Origin of the sequence: Jeotgalicoccus sp. FSL K6-3177, assembly GCF_038050175.1 — a bacterium.
Lineage (GTDB): Bacteria > Bacillota > Bacilli > Staphylococcales > Salinicoccaceae > Jeotgalicoccus > Jeotgalicoccus nanhaiensis.
In genome coordinates, this window is the sequence record NZ_JBBOSK010000001.1 from 1,974,242 (window position 1) to 1,995,125 (window position 20,884).

The following is a 20,884-nucleotide window of genomic DNA, read 5'->3' on the forward strand; positions in this document are numbered from 1 at the left end:
TCGTCTTGTCTGAAGAGAAATCGAAAGAAATACTGGAAATTCTTATACCTTCCTCCGTAAAATCTACGATACTTTAAAAATACGTTCTAAACAAAAAAACCGTCCTAGACCAATAATCTAGGCGGTTTACTAGTAATTAATATTATAGTGAGTTGTTCCAGGAATCGTCCCCCAAAACTACCCTTAGATATTTATTTTATAGGCATGAATGCCATTTTCAGTCCAGTTGGTGAAGTATAATTATCTACTTCGCTAAACCCAAACTGGGAATACATATCGCGAAGTTTCTCAACGTCTTCATATTCCAACCATATAAAAGAGCCGCCTGTCAATGATTGAGCTTCCTTTATAGCGTCGTATGAAAGAGTTAGCAAAACTTTTCCATTTATAGTTTTTGTCTTCAGCGCCTCGTCCGAAAAGTTTTTCCCGATCTGGCCAATCAAGTATGCACTGATTAAATAATTATCGGTAAGTTCAGAATGGTTGGATGATTTTCTCTTAATCCTTTTCTGCAAACTTTTCGTGAACCTCTGCATTTGCTTTTTGGTAAAAATTAACGGTTTATTAGCTATCGAAAAATAACCTACTAATACATCATTGCCTTGATAAGAGGAAAATATCAAATGCGTTTTAGAAAAATCAGATTTATCAAATTCAATTGCTTTATTATGCAAAAAACCTTCAACGTCATGTTGTAAATCACTACCACTTATACTTATTGATTTAAAAGTTTTTAATAAAGCTTTTGTTTCCTCTTCAACTCTTGTTTTGTCACCGGGGATAGACTCGTCATAAGAGTTGAGTAAACCTGATAAAGAAATAATTTTTAGAGACATTTAAGAATTAGCTTTGCTCAAAATTGCTCTTATTTGTTTTGCGTCATCAACCCTTTGAGAGTTAACGTTAGCTCTGTATACTTTACGTTTTTTATCCATGGCGTTAACTACTTTCTCAGCACTCTTACTATTAAACTTGTAGTCTGTTGTGAAACTTTCTGTAGCCATTTTTATTCCCCCTAATGATTATTATACTAATCATCCATACTTATATTCTAATACAAGTAACCCAATCATACACAATAATTAGCTTGACATCTACACATTATTAAAAATGTCACAATTTATATATATGTATTTTTACACGAAAGTATATGCATCATTTAGAGCACCCGTATAAGACCGCACAGCCTTTTAAATCCTTTTTACGGTCAACAACTCCAATCAATATCTAAACAACGCTTGTAGGCATGCGTATGGAGTCTACTTTTATAAAATTCTTAAAAATTCTATTCCATACTTTCTTTAAATAAGTAATCTATTGAGGTGTCATAACGCTCAGCAAGTTGTTTCGCTTCTTTTAATGTGAATTGAGTTTCTCCATTTTCTTTCTTTGCATAAGCTTGTCGAGTTATATGTAAATACTTCGCTAACTCAGTTGCGGATTCTTTTGGTTTCTTTCGCGTGATATACAGAATGGGATATATCATATTAACTACCTCCTTAAAATATCAAAGAACGTTTCGACAATACACATGAATTCACAAAGTGTCCTTTCGTCTGCAAAGTCTTTACCTCTTATAAAAGACCTCCAAATATATTAAAAATTTTGCATTTATAAATATCACTATATTAGAACACTAAAATAAGCCCACTGAAAGATTTTAAAGGTTTTAGGATCCACCCGAAACACTGTTACTACTGTTTTTAATCTTAGCATTTCTAAGCATAAACACGTGCGAGAATGTCAAAATTAGTCAACATTTTGACATAAAAAAGACACCTCATTGGGTGTCTCCATTCAAATTACAATTCTATAAAATTCTTAAGATTATATTTATATTCGCTGGCGTTCTTATTAAGAGTGAATGTCTCGCCTTTCTTATCTGTAAAAATGGCTTTCTCAGGAATTATTGTATAGGCATCGCGACCAAACTCTACTGTAGTTATCTCAGCTTTGTGATAAAAATTAACCTCTAACCTTTGTGAACCCTCTTTAACCTCAACATACTTTTCATCTTGCATTTTAAAGATAGCTCTGGTGCCCTCTAAATAGATTCTCTTAATATCTTCGTTATTGATATAACTCTCATTCACGATTACATGTAAATCATCTGAAATACTAGCACTATCAAATTTTTGATCAGTTTTTTGTTTTGAAGATTCTTCGCCACAACTCTCATGATAAACTTTCAATAACTTCTGCCAATTATCTATAGATATATCAGACATTCCTATTCCTCCTATAATTTACTTGCAATTCTAATTATACCAATATAAACGCATCAAATTATGACTATCTCAATTCATGGAATCATGTAATAAATATCTTTTTTGTGCCATCATTAATTAATGACCTCATAATTTATGGAGTCGATAGTACCGACGTAACTTTAAACGTAAAAATAAGCCCATAGAGCGATTTAAAAGGTTTTGGGACTTATCCCCCTTAATCATCTCGTTAAAGTCGCTCTGTGAGCTTATATATGAGGCCGATTGCGCAATGGATTTAGTTGTTTACCTCTTTAATATTTCTAAGAATTCATTTTCTAAATACTCTCTTAAACCCGTCGCTTTAAATAACCAGCGGTCGCCCTTACCTTTCGGGTAATGCGTAAACTTTCTGATGTCTTTTCTACGGTATGGGTTATTTAGCAAGTTATCGTACAACCATGACTCTGATTTTCCAGTAAGATTGACTAAATCTTTGATTGTGTAAAATTGACCGGTTAGTTCTTGATTAAGCAGTTGCTCATAGAATTCCTTGGGTATTACTACATGAGTTTCCGGCACTTCAACTTTCACTTCTAAAAACTGTCTCATAAGACCATCCCTTGCTGATTATTATACGGAATAATGGCTTGAACTTATTTAATATCATATCAATTACTTTTAACTATTTTTTTAATTAGCAAAGTCTCCGGAAACAACTCCTCAATACTTCTATCATAGTTTTCTGCTAAAGGGAAGGCTTCGGGCAATGTGAATGGAGTTTTTCCATTCTCTCGATTCCAGTATGACGATTTATTTAACCCGATTAGTTTTTCGATATCTGCGGTTGATTCTCCTGCTTCATTGCGTACCATATACAACTGATAAAATTTTTTCATGTGGAATCACCTCTCAGGGCAATTATACCGAACATATGTTCTTTATGTAAAGATTAAAAACCACCTGCAGTGAGATGGTCTTTTTCAGAAATATTAAATTTCATTTATAAATATCTTTCTCCTCTATTGGATTATCAGACTCTTTAAAAATCATATCCAACATGTTAATCACAATAAACATAGCACTAATCAAAAAAAGCCCTTGAAATATTAGTATTCCGATTAAAAGATAATCATATACAAAAACGCCAATCCAACTTATTAATACGAGTATCAAAATAATTGTCAGCATTCCAGAAAATACGTTGAAAAATAACACATTCTTAAAACTATTTCCATGATCTTTTATATATGAATCTACAATATTTATATTACGAATTGCAGCAATAATACCAATTAGAGTAATTATAAAACCTATTACAGTTACATCAATAGTAATAAAATAACTTAAAATTTGATTTTGAGTGAAGGTGTTTGAATGATATATACTAATGCTTAAAATAATAAGTATAACAATCACTATCGCTATAAAAATCTTTCTGATAAAATTCATCTCCTCCCGAAGTCATTAAAGAATTTATTTATCCTTTCTTTAAATTCATCTTCATAATTAAAACGTATCTTTTCTATAATAGCATCTTCTCTCAATGTAGCTCGTTCGGGTATATCAAAATCTACAACGCTGTTCATCTTCATATTCAATAAATCTGCTAAAACGACTTTTGACTCCATTTGTTCTTTATATGATACTTTTGCTTTAGGTATGATGTCTTGATTATTGATTATATCGTCAATTAACTGATTAGAGTCTGCATCTTCTAATGCCTCGCTTTTAACTTGTCCCATTGACAACGTAAAACTTGTTCTAACTGCATTTATTGATTTAGCTGCTTCATAATTTTTGAAAAAAATACCCTTCTTATCAGTAGCTCCAGAAACACCACTATTGACCAGAATTGAAACCTCAAATTTAGTTTTAGTTTGTCTTTTTATTTTTTCGTAAAATCGTTCATTAATTAAAGGTTCTAATTTAAGAATATAATCCTCCGAAACGAAAAGTTCATTCAAATAACTTTCTACTTGCCGAACATTCATTGCGTTAAAATTCACTTGTAAAAGTAACACTTTATTTACTTCATCATAAATAGCGCATGTAAGATGGCCAATATTTTTATCTTCAGCAATATTGTCTTTCATATCCGAAATAGTACCATCATTATCAATAATTATCGGAAAATCTGTAGAACTTATTTTATTGAATATAAGTTCATACTGCTGGCCTTTTAATTTCAGGAAATTTAATTCATGTTTAAATAGGCCATAATCTATTTGATGTTCTTTTGATTTCTTTAGAATATTATAACGTTCCTCGAGATTACTTAGTCGGAAATATTGCCAATTGCCGCTCCCTACTTCTTCGTTTCTGTACACTTTCATTTCAAAAGCTTCAATTTTCATGAACTTCTTTTTTGTCCCCATTCCCCAGTACCTCTTTCTTTGTGTAGTTAACCAAATCTTACAGATATTTACTAAGTGCTTCAATATCTAAATAAAAATAGCTGCTAGCGGGAAGGCCAGCAGCTTAACTACACAAGTACATTATACCACGAAACGGCATAAAAAGCGAACTGACGTTCCCATTAATATGCGTATATTATTTATATGTAAAACCCCTCTTTCGGCAATGACTCCAATTTAGGGGGAAGGTTAATTGAATCCTTATATTCATTTACATAAGTTCCAATATTAGTTTTAGTTTTTCTTTTTCGTCATTTGTATTTCTTATAAATGTAGTAACAACAGTGTCGCGATAAGCCGGGTAAGTCACAAAAGAAATATCTACAATAGAATTAATATTCTTGATTGTTCTTTTACGTATCATATGAGAAGTATCAAATCTGTATTCATCACCATTTTTTCCTAATATAAATCCAAATGAGCATTGACTGATGTTACCATTACGAATATTTTCAACAAGGTCTCTTCCATATGTGGTATTTGCAATTTGAGCTTTAAATTTTAAACCGATATCATCTACCCATAGTTTCAAAATCCTTGACATCGTTCGTGTGACATTTAAATTTTTATTATGATTAATAAGAACTTGTACATCGCTTAAAATTGAGTCCAAGGTACCCATCAAAGAGATACAGGGCCGTCCAAGGCACAATGGATATTTACGTTCATCTGACAAAAACCTAAAAAAGAAGCCTCCACAAGGTTTAGTAACCTCATGAAGACTTCTCCAGTATCTTATTAGGTACAAACATGTAATAAACCATGTAATAAACCATGTAATGGATATACTAAAGAGCTTGTAACCATTTATATAACTGGTTTTTAAAGACTAACTACATCATGCCGGGCATTCCGCCGCCCATGCCGCCCATATCAGGGCCACTGTTTTCTTCCGGAATGTCTGCAACGACTGCTTCTGTCGTTAAGAACATTGCTGCTACAGAACCTGCATTCTGCAGTGCTGAACGTGTTACTTTTGTAGGATCCACAATACCTGCATCGATCATGTTAACCCATTCATCAGTTGCTGCATTGTAGCCGATTCCTGACTCCTGCTGTTTCAGCTGCTGCACGATAACAGAGCCTTCAAGTCCCGCGTTTTCAACAATCTGGCGCAGCGGTGCTTCAAGTGCTTTCAGTACGATGTTAATTCCTGTCTTCACATCGCCTTCCGCTTCCAGTTCTGCAACTTTCGAGTACACTTCAACGAGTGCGGTTCCCCCGCCTGCTACAATACCTTCTTCCACTGCAGCGCGCGTTGAGTTCAGCGCATCTTCAATGCGGAGTTTACGTTCTTTCATTTCAGTTTCAGTAGCCGCTCCAACTTTAATTACTGCGACGCCGCCTGCTAATTTAGCCAGACGTTCCTGTAATTTTTCTTTGTCAAAGCTTGAAGTTGTTTCTTCAATTTGCGCTTTAATCTGGTTTACACGGCCTTCGATTACCTCTTTATCTCCGGCACCTTCAACGATAGTTGTGTCGTCTTTTGATACGTGAACCTTGCTTGCATTACCCAGTAAATCGAGTGTCGCATCTTTAAGTTCAAGACCAAGTTCATCGGTAATGACTTGTCCGCCGGTTAAGGTCGCAATATCTTCGAGCATTGCTTTACGGCGGTCACCGAAGCCTGGTGCTTTCACTGCGATTACATTAAACGTACCGCGAATTTTGTTTAACACCAGATTAGTCATTGCATCGCCGTCAACGTCATCTGCAATAATTAAGATTGGTCGTGACTGCTGCACAATCTGTTCTAATAACGGCACTAAGTCCTGGATGCTTGAAATCTTTTTGTCCGTAATCAGTACATACGGGTTTTCAAGCTCAGCAATCATTTTTTCAGAGTCGGTAACCATGTACGGTGACAGGTAGCCGCGGTCGAACTGCATTCCTTCAACAACTTCCAGTTCAGTTTTAAAGCCGCGTGATTCTTCTATCGTAATCACTCCGTCATTGCCGACTTTTTCCATAGCTTCAGAAATATATTCACCGATCTCAGGATCGTCTGCTGAAATCGCACCAACTTGTGCAATTGCATCTTTATCCTGAACAGGTTTTGACACTTCCTGAAGTGCTTCTACCGCGCGTTCAACCGCACGGCCGATGCCTGTACGAATGCCGACAGGATTTGCTCCGCTCGTTACGTTTTTAAGGCCTTCCTGAATCATTGCCTGAGCAAGTACCGTTGCTGTTGTTGTACCGTCACCGGCAATTTCATTCGTCTGGTTTGCAACTTCTGCAACGAGTTTTGCACCCATGTTCTCATATTTGTCTTCCAATTCGATTTCTTTAGCGATTGTGACACCGTCGTTTGTAATTAACGGCGATGAGAATGATTTATCTAAAACGACGTTGCGTCCTTTTGGTCCTAATGTTACTTTTACAGCATTAGCTAATTTGTCCACACCAGCCAGCATTGACTGACGTGCATCTTCTGAAAATTTTAATTCTTTAGCCATTATATTGCCTCCCAAAATGAATTATATGCGATGTTTATATTATTCAATTACTGCTAAAATTTCTGATTCAGATAAAATTAAATAGTCATTATCTCCATGCTGGACTTCTGTGCCTGCGAATTTTGCATAGACAACTCTGTCGCCTTCTTTAACTTCAAGATCTACTTTTGTACCATTTTCAAGTATACGTCCTGAACCGACTGCGACTACAGTACCTTCCTGCGGTTTTTCCTTTGCGGAATCAGTCAGAATGATACCGCTCTTTGTTGTTTCTTCTTTTTCTGTTAAATCTACAACTACACGATTTCCAATAGGTTTTAACACGGAAATGCCCTCCTTATTAATCTTAAATTCAATAAAATTAACTGCATGGTTTGGCACTCATCAATATTGAGTGCTAACAATAATTATAATAATCAAACTTGGTCAAAATTGCAAGCGATAAGATTGTATTACTTTTGAGTTTCCCCTTTTTAATGTAAGATAAAATTATTGATTATTGGAGGTTTAAACTTGAGACGCGTATACAGTATATTAATTATTTTAACATTCCTTGCGGTACAATTCGCACTGCTTCCTGTCGGCTTAGTTTTCACAGCTATGGATCCCTCACTCGGACCCGGAGAACTCGTTGAAAAACTGATGCCGTATCAGGTCCTTACTTTCGGACTTGGAGCAGTTATTGTAGTCATTATCGGGAACCTGCATAAGAATAAGAACAGAATAGAACTTGGCAAACAGACAGACAGCCTGCTGACAACAGTCTGGATTATCGGTGGGGTATTCCTAGCCTATATGTCACAAATTGCGGCAGGCCTCATTAATATCTACGTCCTTGGAAATCCGGTCGAAAGTCAAAATACGACAGAAATTGTCGATATGATTTTCAACTCTCCCTGGATGATTCTGGTCGTTGTATTATTCGGACCGATTATTGAAGAGTATGTGTTCAGAAGAGCAATCTTCGGTGAAATTTACGAACTGTTTCCTATGAACAGTACAGCACAGAAAGTACTCGCATTTTTAATTGCGGGACTTGTGAGCGGATTAATCTTCGCGGTGGCTCATGCTGACTTTACACATATCCTGATTTATTTATCGATGTCTTATGTTTTCAGTTTTTTATATGTCATTACGGGACGCTTGTTTGTACCAGTAATGGTGCACATTATTATGAACGGGCTCGTGGTCCTGATTCAAACCGTCTTCGCAGACTTTTTAGAAGAGGCAGAACAAATGCAGAATCAGCTGAATGCAATCATTTCACTGTTTATGTAAATATTTTGAGCCGGGTTGCTTGTTTCAGGCACTTCGGCTTTTTTGTTGTCATGTATACGCATCGAAACTTGCATAGGTATGAGCGGATGTCATGTATACGCATCGAAACTTGCGTAGGCATGAGCGGGTATCATGTATACGCATCGAAACTTGCGTAGGCATGAGCGGGTATCATGTATACGCATCGAAGCTTGCGTAGGCATGAGCGGATGTCATGTATACGAATCGAAGCTTGCGTAGGCATGAGCGGGTATCATATATACGAATCGAAACTTGCGTAGGCATGAGCGGGTGTCATGTATACGTATCAAAACTTACGTAGGCATGAGCGGATGTCATGTATACGCATCAAACCATACATAGGCATGAGAGGATGTCATAACAAAAAAAGCTCGAGAATCTTAATATCAAGATTCTCGAGCCTATTTATTTTTTTCAAACAGTTTAGAATCCGCGGCCTGCACCGCCGCCTCCGCCGGAGCCGCCGCCAAATCCGCCGAATCCTCCGCCGCCGAATCCGCCTCCTGAGCTGCCGCCGCCAAATCCTCCGCCTCCGCCTGGAGGGAAGAATATTACGGGACCGCCGCTTCTTCTTCGTCTGCCGCCTGAGCCACCGGAACCTCCGGAGCCCCCGCCGCCTGAAAACATTTTGTAAATAAAGTACAGTACCGTCATAAATATTGCCAGCCGGATCAGAATTGAAAATATACTGTCATTCTGTCCTGTTCCGGTGTCTTCAGCGGGTTCATCCCGCGTAAATTCACCATCTTCATAACCGTAAGCGGTTAAAGACTCATCATATAAAGCAGTATACAGATTAGTCAGAGCCGCTTCGTAATTTCCGGCAACTAAATCTTCATAAGCCACATTATCAATAATGCGCCCTATTTTCGCATCGTTTAAGTATCCTTCAACACCGTAACCCACCTGTACTTCGATGCCCCGGTTATTGAATTCATTGTCGTTGTCCAGATTTAAAAGAATAACAATGCCGTTATCTTTTTCGGCTTTACCGACACCGTATTCTCTCAGTGCACGGAGAGCAAAATCCTGGCGATGTTCCTGTCCTGTAGAATCCATCGTCATTAATAACAGTTCGGCACCCGTTCCTTCTTCCAGATGTGTACCCTTTTCGTTAAGTTCATTAATTGCACTGTCGCTGAGCACACCTGCATTATCCTGCACAAAATAATGACTTTCATTGAGCGCCGGCAAATCCACTCTTGCTTCTGCAGGCGTACTGAGAAGTAATATACTCAGTACGACAACTGTAAAAGCAAAGGCTTTTTGCATTACTCTCCACCGTCTGTATCATCTTGATTAGTATTAAACTCTACTTCCGGTACATCCTGTGCAGATTCATCCGCTTCGAAATAAGGTTTCTCATCGAAATTAAATATTCCTGCGATAATGTTGCCCGGGAATGTTCTCGTATTGCGGTTATAGTCCTGCACCGCTGTGTTGTAATCCTGACGCGCTACTGCGATACGATTTTCCGCACCTGCAAGTTCATCTCTTAAACCTGTAAACTGTTCACTTGCCTGCAGATCAGGGTAGTTCTCAGAAATAGCTAAAAGACGTGACAGCGCACTCGTCATTTCATTATTGGCTTCAGCAAGCTCTTCAACGTCGCCGCTTGCACCTGCCAGACGTGAACGCGCATCCGCAATGTCAGTAAATATTTCCTCTTCATGAGATGCATACCCCTGTACTGTGCTTACCAGGTTTGGGATTAAATCTCCGCGGCGCTGCAGCTGCGTTTCAATTTGCGATTCTTTCTGGTTAACTTCTTCATCGAGATTTACCAAACTGTTATATCTCGGTACAATCATAATCGCAATAATAACAATCACTGCGATAAGTACACCAATTGGTATAAGTAACTTCTTCATCTTTCGTCCTCTTTTCGTTAAGTATTAAATGTATGCATAAGACATTACTCTTATATATTACCCCAATTTCAGCAAATTATTACTATACACCCTACCATATTTATAACAGACTTTTTACTCCTTATGCTAAAATACTGATTAAGACCATTAAGGGGGAATTTTAGTATGGTAACAAAGTTCGAAGATTTTAAATATGAACGTCCGGATTTAGAACAATTTGAGAAAACTGTAGATTCGCTGCTGCAAGAATTTGATGCTGCAGATTCTGCAGATGCACAGGTCACTGTGCTCGATAAGCTGAACACTGAATTTAATCATCTCGATACGATGGCGACACTCGCGTCTATCCGTTCATCGATTGATACACGTGATAAGTTCTACGATGCAGAGCGCGACTATTTCGATGAAAATGACCCTTCCTTCACTGAAATTACCAACCGCTACCGTAAAGCTATTACGACAAGTAAATTCCGCGATGATTTGGAAGCGCGTTTTGGGGAGCAGCTTTTCAAACTGTCGGATAATGCTTTAAAAACTTTTGACCCTTCAGTCAAAACACTGCTTCAAAAAGAAAATAAACTGGCCACCCAGTACGATAAACTTCTTGCATCAGCTGAAATTGAATTTGACGGCAAGAAATTGAACCTGTCGGAATTCACACCGTATACTCAGAACCCCGACCGCTCAGTCAGAAAAGATGCGGTGCTTGCTGTTCAGGGCTTTATGGGAGAACACCTTGAAGAAATCGATAATATTTACGATGAACTTGTAAAAACGAGACATGAAATCGCAACATCGCTTGGTTACAAAGACTTTGTAGAACTTGGTTATATCCGTATGAACCGTATCGATTACGACCGTAAAATGGTTGAAAAGTTCAGAAAACAGGTTGAAGAGTATGTAGTGCCAATCGTAAGCGAACTGAAAAAACGGCAGGCTGAACGTATCGGTCTCGATTCTCTGAAAAGCTATGATGGCAACTTTGAATTTATTACAGGTAATGCCGCGCCAAAAGGTAAAACGAAAGATATTATGAAAAATGGCGCTGAGATGTATAAGGAACTGTCACCTGAAACAGATGAATTTTATACATTCATGACCGAACGCGATCTGTTTGATGTAGAAGCTAAAAAAGGGAAAGAAGGCGGCGGCTACTGTACGATGATTGCAGATTATAAAGCGCCGTTTATCTTCTCGAACTTCAATGGAACTCAGGGTGATGTGGAAGTGCTGACCCATGAAGCGGGACACGCCTTCCAAACGTATATGTCACGTCATCTGACAGTGCCGGAATATGCCTTCCCGACCCTGGAATCGGCAGAAATCCATTCGATGAGTATGGAATTCTTTACCTATCCGTGGATGGAAATGTTCTTTAAGGAAGATACGGATAAATTCAAGTTCTCTCATATGGCGGATTCGATTTCCTTCCTGCCTTACGGTGTAGCAGTTGATGAATTCCAGCATGTTGTTTACGAAAACCCTGAACTGACACCTGAAGAGAGACGCGGGGAATGGAAAAAAATCGAAGAAAAATATTTACCGCATACTGACTATGATGGAATTGAACCATTGGAAAGCGGATCTTTCTGGCACAGACAGGGGCATATATTCGGTGCACCATTCTACTATATTGACTACACGCTCGCACAAGTGTGTGCGCTTCAGTTCTGGAAACGGGCGAAAGAAGACTTTGACGGCGCCTGGGCTGATTATCTCGCCTTATGTAAAGTCGGCGGCTCACTGCCGTTCAACTCGCTGGTAGAACTTGCTAACCTGAAATCTCCGTTTGAGGAAGGTTCACTCGAAACAGTTATCGATGAAGTGCATGAATACTTGAATTCAATTGATGATAAAAAACTGTAAAAAGCATAAAAAAACAGGATTAGCTGGGCTGATCCTGTTTTTTTGTGGTGTTTCATTGATATGAGCAAGAATTATGTATACGTGACTAAAATGAAAAAATATACCCGCATAAATTTATTCATTTTATGCGGGTATAAAACTAATTATTGACCTAGTCTGTTAATAATCTCATCTGTCACTTCAGTCATCTTATATTTACCGCCGAGATCCGGTGTTTGATAACCGTCAGCAGTAACAGCTTCGATGACCTTCAATAAATGTTCTGCTATATTTGCTTCGCCGTTAAATTCCAGCAGCATTTTCGCAGTCCAGATTTGTCCGATCGGGTTGGCGATACCTTTACCGACAATATCCGGTGCTGAACCGTGAACAGGTTCGAACATCGACGGGTACTTGCCGTTCAAGTTTAAGTTTGCTGAAGGTGCAACACCGATACTGCCCATTATGGCAGCACCAACGTCGGATAAAATATCGCCGAATAAGTTACTGCCGACAACTACATCAAGCTCGTGCGGATGTGTTATAAAATATGCGGCCAAAGCATCGATATGTTTGGATTCTGATTTAATATTTGGATGCTTCGCTGAAATTTCTTCAAAAATTTCATCCCAGAAAGGCATGGCATGAAAAATACCATTGGATTTGGTGGCACTTGTCACAAGACCCTTCCGTTTTGATGCAAGATCAAAGGCGATATTCATTGCCTGCTTCGTCGCACGCTTTGAGAAGACATTATTTTGAATCGCAATCTCCTTATCGTCGTGGAAAATACGGCCGCCGATTGAACTGTACTCCCCTTCGCTGTTCTCTCTGACAACGACGATATCGAAGTCTTCAGGATTAGCTAATTTAGAATTAATACCCTTCAACAGCTTAGCTGGACGGATGTTTATCTCCTGCTGGAACTCCTGACGGATTTTAAGCAGCAGGCCCCAGAGCGAAATGTGATCCGGCACTTTCGACGCATCGCCGACAGCACCTAAAAATACGCTATCGAACTGGCTGAGTCTGTCCATGCCATCCTCCGGCATCATTGCTCCGTGTTTTAAATAGTAATCACAGCTGTAAGGAAACTCTTCAAACTTAAACTGAAGCCCGCCGTGAACCTGTGCAACTTTTTCCAAGACGCGAATCGCCTCAGGCATAATCTCTTTGCCGACACCATCCCCTGGAATAGATGCGATATTTAATGTTTTCATTCCTTCACCCCGATGTTTATGTATGTAATTTCAGAATATTGAATAATACTGATAAAAATATTATACCATTGAATACAAAATAGAGGTTACAACGAAAATACGTTATAACCTCGGAATATGTTCTTAAGGACCTTCCGTTAAAGTCCAATTAATTGTAGTACTGTATTCGGTATCAGCTTTTGCCTGAATTGGATTAAGTTTCAAGAGAATACCTTCGTTTTCGGACCATGTTATTGTATCTGTTGTTCCTTCTGATTTTGCATCTTCATTTGTTGCAACTGGTACATAACCATTTTCAAGAGAGACTTCTTCATCATTTTTCTTTTTATATATTAAAGCATTTGGAATAATATTACCTTTATCATCATTTAATGAATTAGCGTTAGCTGATAACGTCCAATTCCCTTTACTGCTTGCATTCGTTATTTTAATACTATTATTTTCACTCTGTCTTAATATCAAAGTTTTTTCGTCAGTTATTGAAGTTGAATTAAATATAATATCAGGTAAACTTTCAATTTTAATAATGTCAGATGGCACCGTAACTTGGACTATATTACTTTCATTTCCAGCCTCGTCCACTGCTTGTACTTTTAGAACTTCATCTGGATTAAAGTCCCCAGCTAATGTAAATGAATAAGCACCATTTTCACCAATAGGACCTGTACCAACTACTGCCCCTGTCTCATTGATGAAATTTACAGTATCTCCAGGTTCTTCACCCTTGCCTACTCCCCTATAACCATCCGTTGAATTACCTTCAATATCTGCTGAACTAAGTACTGGTTCTATCGTATCTTGATCTACAGGTACTGTCACTGTGGAAAAATCACTTTCATTACCTTGCCCATCTGTAGCAACAACGGATAATATTTCATCTGGTGAAACATCATCTGATGTCACGTCCACTATAAAATCACCTTCATCATCTGTCGTTCCTGTTCCTACTTCATCATCATCAGTATTTGTAACTGATAATGTCGTATTCGGCTCTGAAGAACCTGTAATCTCATAATCGTCAGTTGAATTACCATCAATTGCGACTGCTTCAAGTTCCAGCGGTTTTGTATCTTCAATTGGTACTGTAACTGTGACTTCATTACTTAAGTTGCCTGCATCATCTTCACTTAAAAGAGATAAGGTTTCACCTTGTTCAACTGTATCTGCTGGCAAGTCAAATGTGTAGGTTCCATCGTCTTCGATAATTGTTGAACCAAGCTCATTGGCAACTTCATTCGATAGCGTCACAGTATCTCCAGATTCTTCATCTGAACCCGATATTGTGTAACCATCTGCTGAAGTACTATTAATTTTCGGCGTATCAAGCGTGGGTGTAGTTGCATCTTTTTCTTCAATTGACTCCTGATTTGAAAGTTCCGCAGATCTCACTGCTTCTTCAGGTAATTTTTCCTCTTGGTGGTCTTTGGTATTTGGTGATTCTTCTAGAACTTCCTCAATATTCTTTTCTTCCACTATCGGACATTCAACGTATTGATTAGATTGGATTTTTGATGTTGCACTTTCTTCTGAAACTGCCTTAGTCTCAACTTTAAAATAATCATTACTAATCGTAATAACATCATCTAAGGCTAAAGATCCTTCCTCAACTTTAAGTTCGAACTTCCCATTAACAGCAATATTTATAACTTCTGTTTTGTTCTTAGTTTTAAAATCGATTTTAAGTTTTTGAGATGGCTGTGCAGTACCACTAATTTTCTTATCATTTTCTCTAATTGTTTGGACTGTGAAATCCATATTTTCACAATCATTTACTTCGTCATTTGCAAAACTTATATTGTACGGAGGGATTATGTGTGTAAATATTAAGGCAAACGCAACGACTATCATTAAGTTCTTCTTCACACTATCCACTCCTTTTATTTTTTACGTTTTCTAAGTAAATAAATTACTACTATAAGCAGTACAGCGACTAGAACTCCTAATCCAATTACTAAATACATTAGAAGGGTGTTATCTTCTTCCTCTACAAGTTCAACTGCTTCTTCATTCGCCTCATCAGCTTTTTCTTCTGATATTTCAAATTCTTCTTCGAATTCCCACGACTCATCACCACGACTCGCAGTTGCTCTGAATATATAATCTCCTGGCTCTAACCGTTCGTTATCATACATTATTGGATATTTAAATTTAGTGTTTGGGGCAACTGTAAAGCTTTCTTCTGTCCGTGTATACAGTGGCTCTTCTTCTCCCGCTCCATATACACTGCCTTCAATTTCTAAACCAACAATCATAGGTCTGGGATTTACAAATTCTGTTTGTAATCCTGTTCTATGGTTAATAATACCAGGTTCTACACGCAGTATTTCAATGTTTGGTTCAACTAAGTTATCGTTGCCCTCTTCAGTAATTTGAACAGCTAATGCATATGAATATCTGTTCTGAATCGTTACACCTTCCGTAGCTTCAGATTCTGCCGGCTCTAAACTAAAATATAGACCGCCTAAAATTACACCATCAAATGCTTCGTCAGGCGCTTGGACAGTTAGAAAAACTGACTCTTGTTCACCAGCTGCAACGTCGACAGTTGGAGATTCTAAAGATGACATTTCACTAAAAGGATGTGCCATAGACTCATGTAACTCTTCATCTTCATCTAAACCATCGTACACAATTAAACCATTACTGTTAGTAAGACCCGGATTGTTAGAAACTTCGACTGTAATGTCCTCATCAGAACTATTGTTGACGATAACTTCGAGCTCTTGTTCTTGTCCTTGTGCCATTTCAATATCAAAATAACTTGCATTTGAATCAACTTGATTATCTGGTAAAACTGACTGTACTGAATAAGGGACAGCACCATCATTTGCTTGAACTGTTAAAGGAAAAAGTAAAAATAAAAGTAAGACAGTAACTATATATTTAAATTTAATAATAAAAACCTCCTATTATATTATAAGATAAAACACCTCGATGAATACACTTCGAGGTGTTTTTAGCTTATTTTTTACCAAACGCTCTAATATCTTATTATTATTCTGTAACTTCTGTATCTTGAGGACTATCCGTCATTAGCCATTCAATGGCAGCTGTATGTTGACCTACTTTAACAACAGATTCTGGAACTGTTAACAGAACATTTTCAGAATCCCAATTAACTGTTGTTTCGCCCATACCAGCACCCTCTTGTGCCTTAACAAGTAGACTCTTCGCTTCTTCTCCCGCTTCTAATTTCACTTCCTCCAAGACAACTGGATTAGAATTAGCGCTTGATACAGCACTCCCACTTACAAATTTGATATTTGTTGCAGCTAGTGATGGAGATCCCGTTTCATCCTTAAACTCTTTAAGTCCAGCTGTCAATGTCCAACCTGCATGAGTTCCGCGTAAATCTGACACAGTTGCTGAAACATCTGAAGTGGACTTAGCAGTTGCATCTTCTGCTACGATATCAACCTCATTAAATGTTATACTCGAAACCTCAGTTAGTTTGAGAAAACCTGGTTTAAAGTCAACAGTCGCTTCTGATTTATTCATAAGTTTTTCTTCAGCGTTTACCAAACCTGTGTTAGCAATCATCGAAACGGCAAGGCCAGCTGTTAATAAGTAAATAAATGGTTTTTTCATTTTTCTTCCTCCATTTTATAAATATTACCATTGCAGTAATATTCTAAGTTATATGTATATTATACATCATTCGATTCAGAAATAACTATAGTTATCTACTTACTATTCATCACCTCCTTTCTAAATACTTATTTTAGACACATTTATACTACATCATGATATTTATAAATTTATACGACTCTATTTTACTTATAAAAAAAACCTGAGTATTTAAACACTCAGGTTCTCCCATTTATAGATATCAAAATCTATTAATTATCTGTTTTTAATTTCTTGCTCATAAATAATAATGCTGCTCCGAATATCGATAATAACCTTGCAGCTGCATAGTTAGTCGATTCCGCTTCACCCGTATTCGGCAGTTCTTCACCTTCATACGAGCTTGTCTGTTCCGCTTTTACTTTCTGTTCAAGTTCAAGCTTCTGCGCTTCAGTTAAGTTTTTCTCTTCGATAATTTTAGAAGACATTACGCGTGTCACTCTTTGATCCAATGTAGATATATCATCCTGAAGGCTTTCTTCACTGAAAGTAATACCGTCTAAAATATCACCGTAGTCATAGCGGTATAATTTTTTCGATTCTGTTCCCACAGCACCAGTATTTTCTTCAGAGACTGTTACTTCTTCAAATGTTTCTGTTTCGGATTCTGAACTTTCCGGTGTAACATTCCCTTCAGTTTCAACAGTGCTTTCAGGTTCTTCTGTTACGTCTGACGGCTGTTCTGATGCAGCGTCATTACTTTCACTTTCACCGTCTTCTTCTGCACTGTCTTCAGCACCAGACTGTTCTGGTGTTTCAGTTTCTGCTGGTTCTTCTGGTTCAACAGGTTCTATCGGATCTGTCGGCAGTTCAGAAGCTCCTGTGTTTTCATCCGGATTATCCTGCTCATCAGATTCATTGCTGTTACCTGGTCCTGCAGTGATATTATCCTCTGATTCAGTGCCTTCATTGACCTCAGGCATTTCCGCTTCAGGGGTCTCTTCTTCCCCCTCAGCTTGTTCTCCCGAATTTTCAGGTGTATTTTCTGCTTCATCCGTTCCTTCGGTATGATCCGTCTGTTCATCAGGTTCAGCCGGCTGGAGGATAGGTGCCTCAGTTTCTTCATTACTGCCGCCGCTGTTATCTACCGCTTCTTCAGCATTCTCCGCATTCGTTTCTATATCATTATTATTTATATCCGTTGCCGCTTCTTCATTAAATGTTTCCTGTGTTTCTTCTGTTGCCTCTGTTTCTTCTGCTTCCTGAACTTCCGCCGATTCTGTCACAGTTTCGGTTTCCGTACTCTCATCTATCTCTTCGTCAGCATAAGCAATGTTAGGGATTAGTACAGTCGTCAGCAGCAATGCAGATGCTAATTTCATTTTAGTTATTTTTGATTTTTGCATATTTTCCCCTCCACGCATCCTGAAATAAATTATACATTTTAGCGTATCTCACATTAATGTACAATTAATTATAGTTGATGCCAGATGGCTTTTCTATACAATATCAAAGTTGTTACAGAACCTTAATATTCGCGTATTATTATGTAATTTTACTAATGCGTCATATCGTAAGTATTAATAATCGTCTGATAGGCGCTCGAACCCAGTTCTTTGCAGACATAGAAAAACAGCACGTCGCAAATAATCAGCTGTGCAATCCGGCTCGTCATATTCATATACTGAATATTCGTTTCTTCTTCGGTAATTTCAATCGCAATGTCCGAGTTTCTTTTCGCAATTGAAGAGTGGTTCTGCGTTAAAATAATCGTCATGACACCTAATTTTTTAGCGAGTTTGACGATTTCTATGACTTCCTGTGTTTTACCCGATAAAGTAATTACAAACAGAACATCATCCGGTTTCGCATTAGTCAAACGTGTCATACATAAATATTTATCAGCAGTAAAGAAAGCATTAATATTTACACGGTGTAATTTCTGCTCCATATCATGTCCGACATTTGCCGAGTCTCCTACTCCAAAGATAAATGTATTATCCGCTTTCGTCATGTGCTCGGCCGCTTCCTGCATGCGTCTCCTATTGACAATTTTTTCAGTGTTATACAATGCCTGAATCGTATTTTTAAATACCTTATCAAAAATATCCGCATGGGTATCTTCTTCCAATTCAATGACACGTGAAATCTTTTCCTGCTCAAGTGTGTGCAGTTCTTTTGCAAGTTCCACTTTTAATTCTTTAATTCCCTGCAGGCCGATTCTTTTAGCAAACCGCACAATCGCAGCATCACTTGTCGATGAATGTCTGGCAATTTCTTTGACAGGCATATTGATTACTTTATTTGGGTTCTCCAGCATAAAATTTGCGATACGCTGTTCGACCGGCGTCATATATTCCAGCCGTTTATTAATCTGACTAAGTACAGAAAACATAATTAACCACCTCTTTTTACTGTTGTGTTGACACTTGTTATGCATAATATGGTGTAATTATATCACTTCTCGCAATATATTGTTACAGTTTATTCTTTTGTTTTTTAAAACTATCTAATTTTTCTCTTTATTTAACTTCAAGCGGATACTGGGTCAGCTGCACTCTGCAGTCGCCAAATTCAGTCACCATTTCCAATCCTTCAGCCTTATCGCTCGGGAAAATTCTTGCCGTCATCGTGTATTTTCCGTCGTTGATAAATACTTCTATACTCGAACGATCCATATAAATCCTCAGATTCTGAAGATTTTCTTCCAGCTTAATCCGTCTCTTTAGACCGTCTACATTCTGGATTTCTTCACCGCTGAATGTTCTGTCCAGAGTTAGAATCCGCTGCTCACTGTCGTATACGAGCTTAGTTTCATGACGTGTATTCTTGCGCATATATATATGCAGAATCGATGCATTGTTTTCCAGTATATCGATAATCAGTTCATAGACCTCACCGTAAAATGCTGTCAGTTTTGTCGGGTACTCTCTAAAGTATCCTTCCGCTGTGATTGCTTCTCCGCGCATTTTTTCAAGGTTCGGGTGAGGCAGCTGTCTGATTCTGTCTTCGTCTATGCTCAATATTCGCGGGATGGTCATTGCATTGAGTGTTCCTTCAGCTGCCCAAGGATAGGCGCTCTCTTCTGCCGCCATCCACGCGATCAGCACTCTGTTGCCGTCTTCATCCACTGCTGTTGCAGGACGGTAAAAATCAAAACCGCCGTCAAATTCATAAAATTCATCGTGGATGAAATAATTTCCCCGGCGTTCAAAGTCTCCGATCATATAGCCTGACTGATATATATTCCAGAAATGCGTATCGAATTTATCGAGTCCTCTGACATTAAAGATAAATACTGAATCCATATCCAAATCGAAAAATTCCGGCTGCTCCCACAAGTGGCCGAATACTTTATAGCCCGTGTCGAGCTCGCCGTCGAATTTCAAGTTTTCTACTGATGGACCGCGATAGATGAGCACCCGTCCAAATTCTTCCCTGTTCATTGTTCCAATGAACATCACTACTTCCCTGTCAATTACAGTAACGTAAGGATTGCGGAAATATTCAGTGTAGCCGGGCGCATTATTCCTGACCAGCGGAGATGCATATTTCTGGATTTTTCCGTCGGTATTCATATAACCGCCGAGCTGGGCAGTTATCAGCTCATCGCTTTTCAGACGCTCTCCCGTATAGAAATAACTGATTTCATTAAAAACTTTGGATAGACTTCCGCCGAATATATTTTCAGAATCATACAGCGAGTCGGGCCTTACTTTTACGCCTTCACTCCGAAAGGTTACAAGATCTTTTGACGTTGCGTGATATATGTATTTACTGTCGGGCGTTTCTGTTAAACTGCTGTCCGGTGACCACTCATAAAACAAATGGTATATACCGTTAACGTAGTTAAATCCTGTCGGCGCACCTAAAAATCCAAAGGGCGGCTGAACATGATATACCTGTTTCCACTTCGAATCTTCAGCTGCTTGTATCAAATCGTCTATTTCTGCACGTGAAATTTCTTCAAGTTTTTTTGGCATATCTGTCCGGTACCTC

General features: G+C 38.2%; 22 protein-coding genes. 2 read left to right on the top strand and 20 right to left on the bottom strand.

The features are described from left to right. Positions 1–191: 191 nt before the first annotated feature. The 11 genes from MHH58_RS10055 to groES form a co-directional block, all read right to left on the bottom strand. Entirely contained in the window at positions 192–836 is a 645-nt protein-coding gene (locus MHH58_RS10055; RefSeq protein WP_341345810.1) for a hypothetical protein, read from the bottom strand. Next, positions 837–1,004: a hypothetical protein gene (locus MHH58_RS10060; RefSeq protein ID WP_341345811.1), complete on the bottom strand. Its 168-nt coding sequence runs from the start codon at positions 1,002–1,004 to the stop codon at positions 837–839. A 281-nt stretch (positions 1,005–1,285) separates the two neighbouring features. Continuing rightward, positions 1,286–1,486 (bottom strand): helix-turn-helix transcriptional regulator, encoded by a 201-nt coding sequence (locus MHH58_RS10065; RefSeq protein WP_341345812.1) that lies wholly within the window; start codon positions 1,484–1,486, stop codon positions 1,286–1,288. A gap of 316 nt (positions 1,487–1,802) precedes the next feature. Then, the gene (locus tag MHH58_RS10070; protein ID WP_341345813.1) at positions 1,803–2,228 is read right to left on the bottom strand and encodes a hypothetical protein; all 426 of its coding nucleotides are present in this window, start codon (positions 2,226–2,228) and stop codon (positions 1,803–1,805) included. Positions 2,229–2,513: 285 nt separating this feature from the next. Beyond that, a complete protein-coding gene (locus tag MHH58_RS10075; RefSeq protein WP_341345814.1) occupies positions 2,514–2,819 on the bottom strand; it encodes a DUF771 domain-containing protein in 306 nt (101 codons plus the stop codon). 59 nt (positions 2,820–2,878) lie between these two features. Next, positions 2,879–3,106: a helix-turn-helix transcriptional regulator gene (locus MHH58_RS10080; protein ID WP_341345815.1), complete on the bottom strand. Its 228-nt coding sequence runs from the start codon at positions 3,104–3,106 to the stop codon at positions 2,879–2,881. Between the two features lie 100 nt (positions 3,107–3,206). Next, positions 3,207–3,659, bottom strand: a complete 453-nt coding sequence (locus MHH58_RS10085; RefSeq protein WP_341345816.1) for a hypothetical protein — start codon at positions 3,657–3,659, stop codon at positions 3,207–3,209. Further along, a complete protein-coding gene (locus MHH58_RS10090; RefSeq protein WP_341345817.1) occupies positions 3,656–4,564 on the bottom strand; it encodes a DUF6731 family protein in 909 nt (302 codons plus the stop codon). The genes MHH58_RS10085 and MHH58_RS10090 overlap by 4 nt, the downstream gene beginning before the upstream one ends. Before the next feature lie 271 nt (positions 4,565–4,835). Further along, a complete protein-coding gene (locus MHH58_RS10095; RefSeq protein ID WP_341345818.1) occupies positions 4,836–5,300 on the bottom strand; it encodes an HK97 family phage prohead protease in 465 nt (154 codons plus the stop codon). A 157-nt stretch (positions 5,301–5,457) separates the two neighbouring features. Then, complete coding sequence (groL, locus tag MHH58_RS10100; protein ID WP_341345819.1) at positions 5,458–7,083, bottom strand: chaperonin GroEL; 1,626 nt, start codon at positions 7,081–7,083, stop codon at positions 5,458–5,460. 39 nt (positions 7,084–7,122) lie between these two features. After that, the gene (gene groES / locus MHH58_RS10105; protein ID WP_135098689.1) at positions 7,123–7,407 is read right to left on the bottom strand and encodes a co-chaperone GroES; all 285 of its coding nucleotides are present in this window, start codon (positions 7,405–7,407) and stop codon (positions 7,123–7,125) included. 189 nt (positions 7,408–7,596) lie between these two features. On the opposite strand from groES, the gene MHH58_RS10110 reads away from it, so the two are divergent. Further along, a complete protein-coding gene (locus tag MHH58_RS10110) occupies positions 7,597–8,361 on the top strand; it encodes a CPBP family intramembrane glutamic endopeptidase (RefSeq protein WP_135098691.1) in 765 nt (254 codons plus the stop codon). 444 nt (positions 8,362–8,805) lie between these two features. Here the strand turns inward: MHH58_RS10110 and MHH58_RS10115 are convergent, their stop codons facing one another. Then, a complete protein-coding gene (locus MHH58_RS10115) occupies positions 8,806–9,654 on the bottom strand; it encodes a TPM domain-containing protein (protein WP_135098693.1) in 849 nt (282 codons plus the stop codon). Next, on the bottom strand, positions 9,654–10,253 hold the full coding sequence (locus MHH58_RS10120; RefSeq protein ID WP_115885312.1) for a LemA family protein: 600 nt from the start codon (positions 10,251–10,253) through the stop codon (positions 9,654–9,656). Before MHH58_RS10120 ends, MHH58_RS10115 begins: the two co-directional genes overlap by 1 nt. 165 nt (positions 10,254–10,418) lie before the next feature. Here MHH58_RS10120 and MHH58_RS10125 point away from each other — a divergent pair, with 165 nt between their 5' ends. Continuing rightward, positions 10,419–12,119, top strand: a complete 1,701-nt coding sequence (locus tag MHH58_RS10125; RefSeq protein WP_341345820.1) for a M3 family oligoendopeptidase — start codon at positions 10,419–10,421, stop codon at positions 12,117–12,119. 143 nt (positions 12,120–12,262) lie between these two features. Here the strand turns inward: MHH58_RS10125 and MHH58_RS10130 are convergent, their stop codons facing one another. The 7 genes from MHH58_RS10130 to MHH58_RS10160 form a co-directional block, all read right to left on the bottom strand. Continuing rightward, positions 12,263–13,318 carry a tartrate dehydrogenase gene (locus tag MHH58_RS10130; protein ID WP_341345821.1) on the bottom strand — a complete coding sequence of 352 codons (1,056 nt, stop codon included), beginning with the start codon at positions 13,316–13,318 and terminating at the stop codon, positions 12,263–12,265. Positions 13,319–13,441: 123 nt separating this feature from the next. After that, entirely contained in the window at positions 13,442–15,181 is a 1,740-nt protein-coding gene (locus MHH58_RS10135; RefSeq protein ID WP_341345822.1) for an Ig-like domain-containing protein, read from the bottom strand. A 14-nt stretch (positions 15,182–15,195) separates the two neighbouring features. Then, positions 15,196–16,215 carry a DUF916 and DUF3324 domain-containing protein gene (locus tag MHH58_RS10140; protein WP_341346105.1) on the bottom strand — a complete coding sequence of 340 codons (1,020 nt, stop codon included), beginning with the start codon at positions 16,213–16,215 and terminating at the stop codon, positions 15,196–15,198. Between the two features lie 97 nt (positions 16,216–16,312). After that, on the bottom strand, positions 16,313–16,906 hold the full coding sequence (locus MHH58_RS10145) for a WxL domain-containing protein (RefSeq protein WP_341345823.1): 594 nt from the start codon (positions 16,904–16,906) through the stop codon (positions 16,313–16,315). Between the two features lie 251 nt (positions 16,907–17,157). Then, positions 17,158–18,291: an LPXTG cell wall anchor domain-containing protein gene (locus MHH58_RS10150; RefSeq protein WP_341345824.1), complete on the bottom strand. Its 1,134-nt coding sequence runs from the start codon at positions 18,289–18,291 to the stop codon at positions 17,158–17,160. 152 nt (positions 18,292–18,443) lie between these two features. Continuing rightward, the gene (locus tag MHH58_RS10155) at positions 18,444–19,280 is read right to left on the bottom strand and encodes a MurR/RpiR family transcriptional regulator (protein WP_341345825.1); all 837 of its coding nucleotides are present in this window, start codon (positions 19,278–19,280) and stop codon (positions 18,444–18,446) included. Positions 19,281–19,407: 127 nt separating this feature from the next. Then, a complete protein-coding gene (locus MHH58_RS10160; RefSeq protein WP_341345826.1) occupies positions 19,408–20,868 on the bottom strand; it encodes a glycoside hydrolase family 32 protein in 1,461 nt (486 codons plus the stop codon). Between the last annotated feature and the right edge of the window lie 16 nt (positions 20,869–20,884).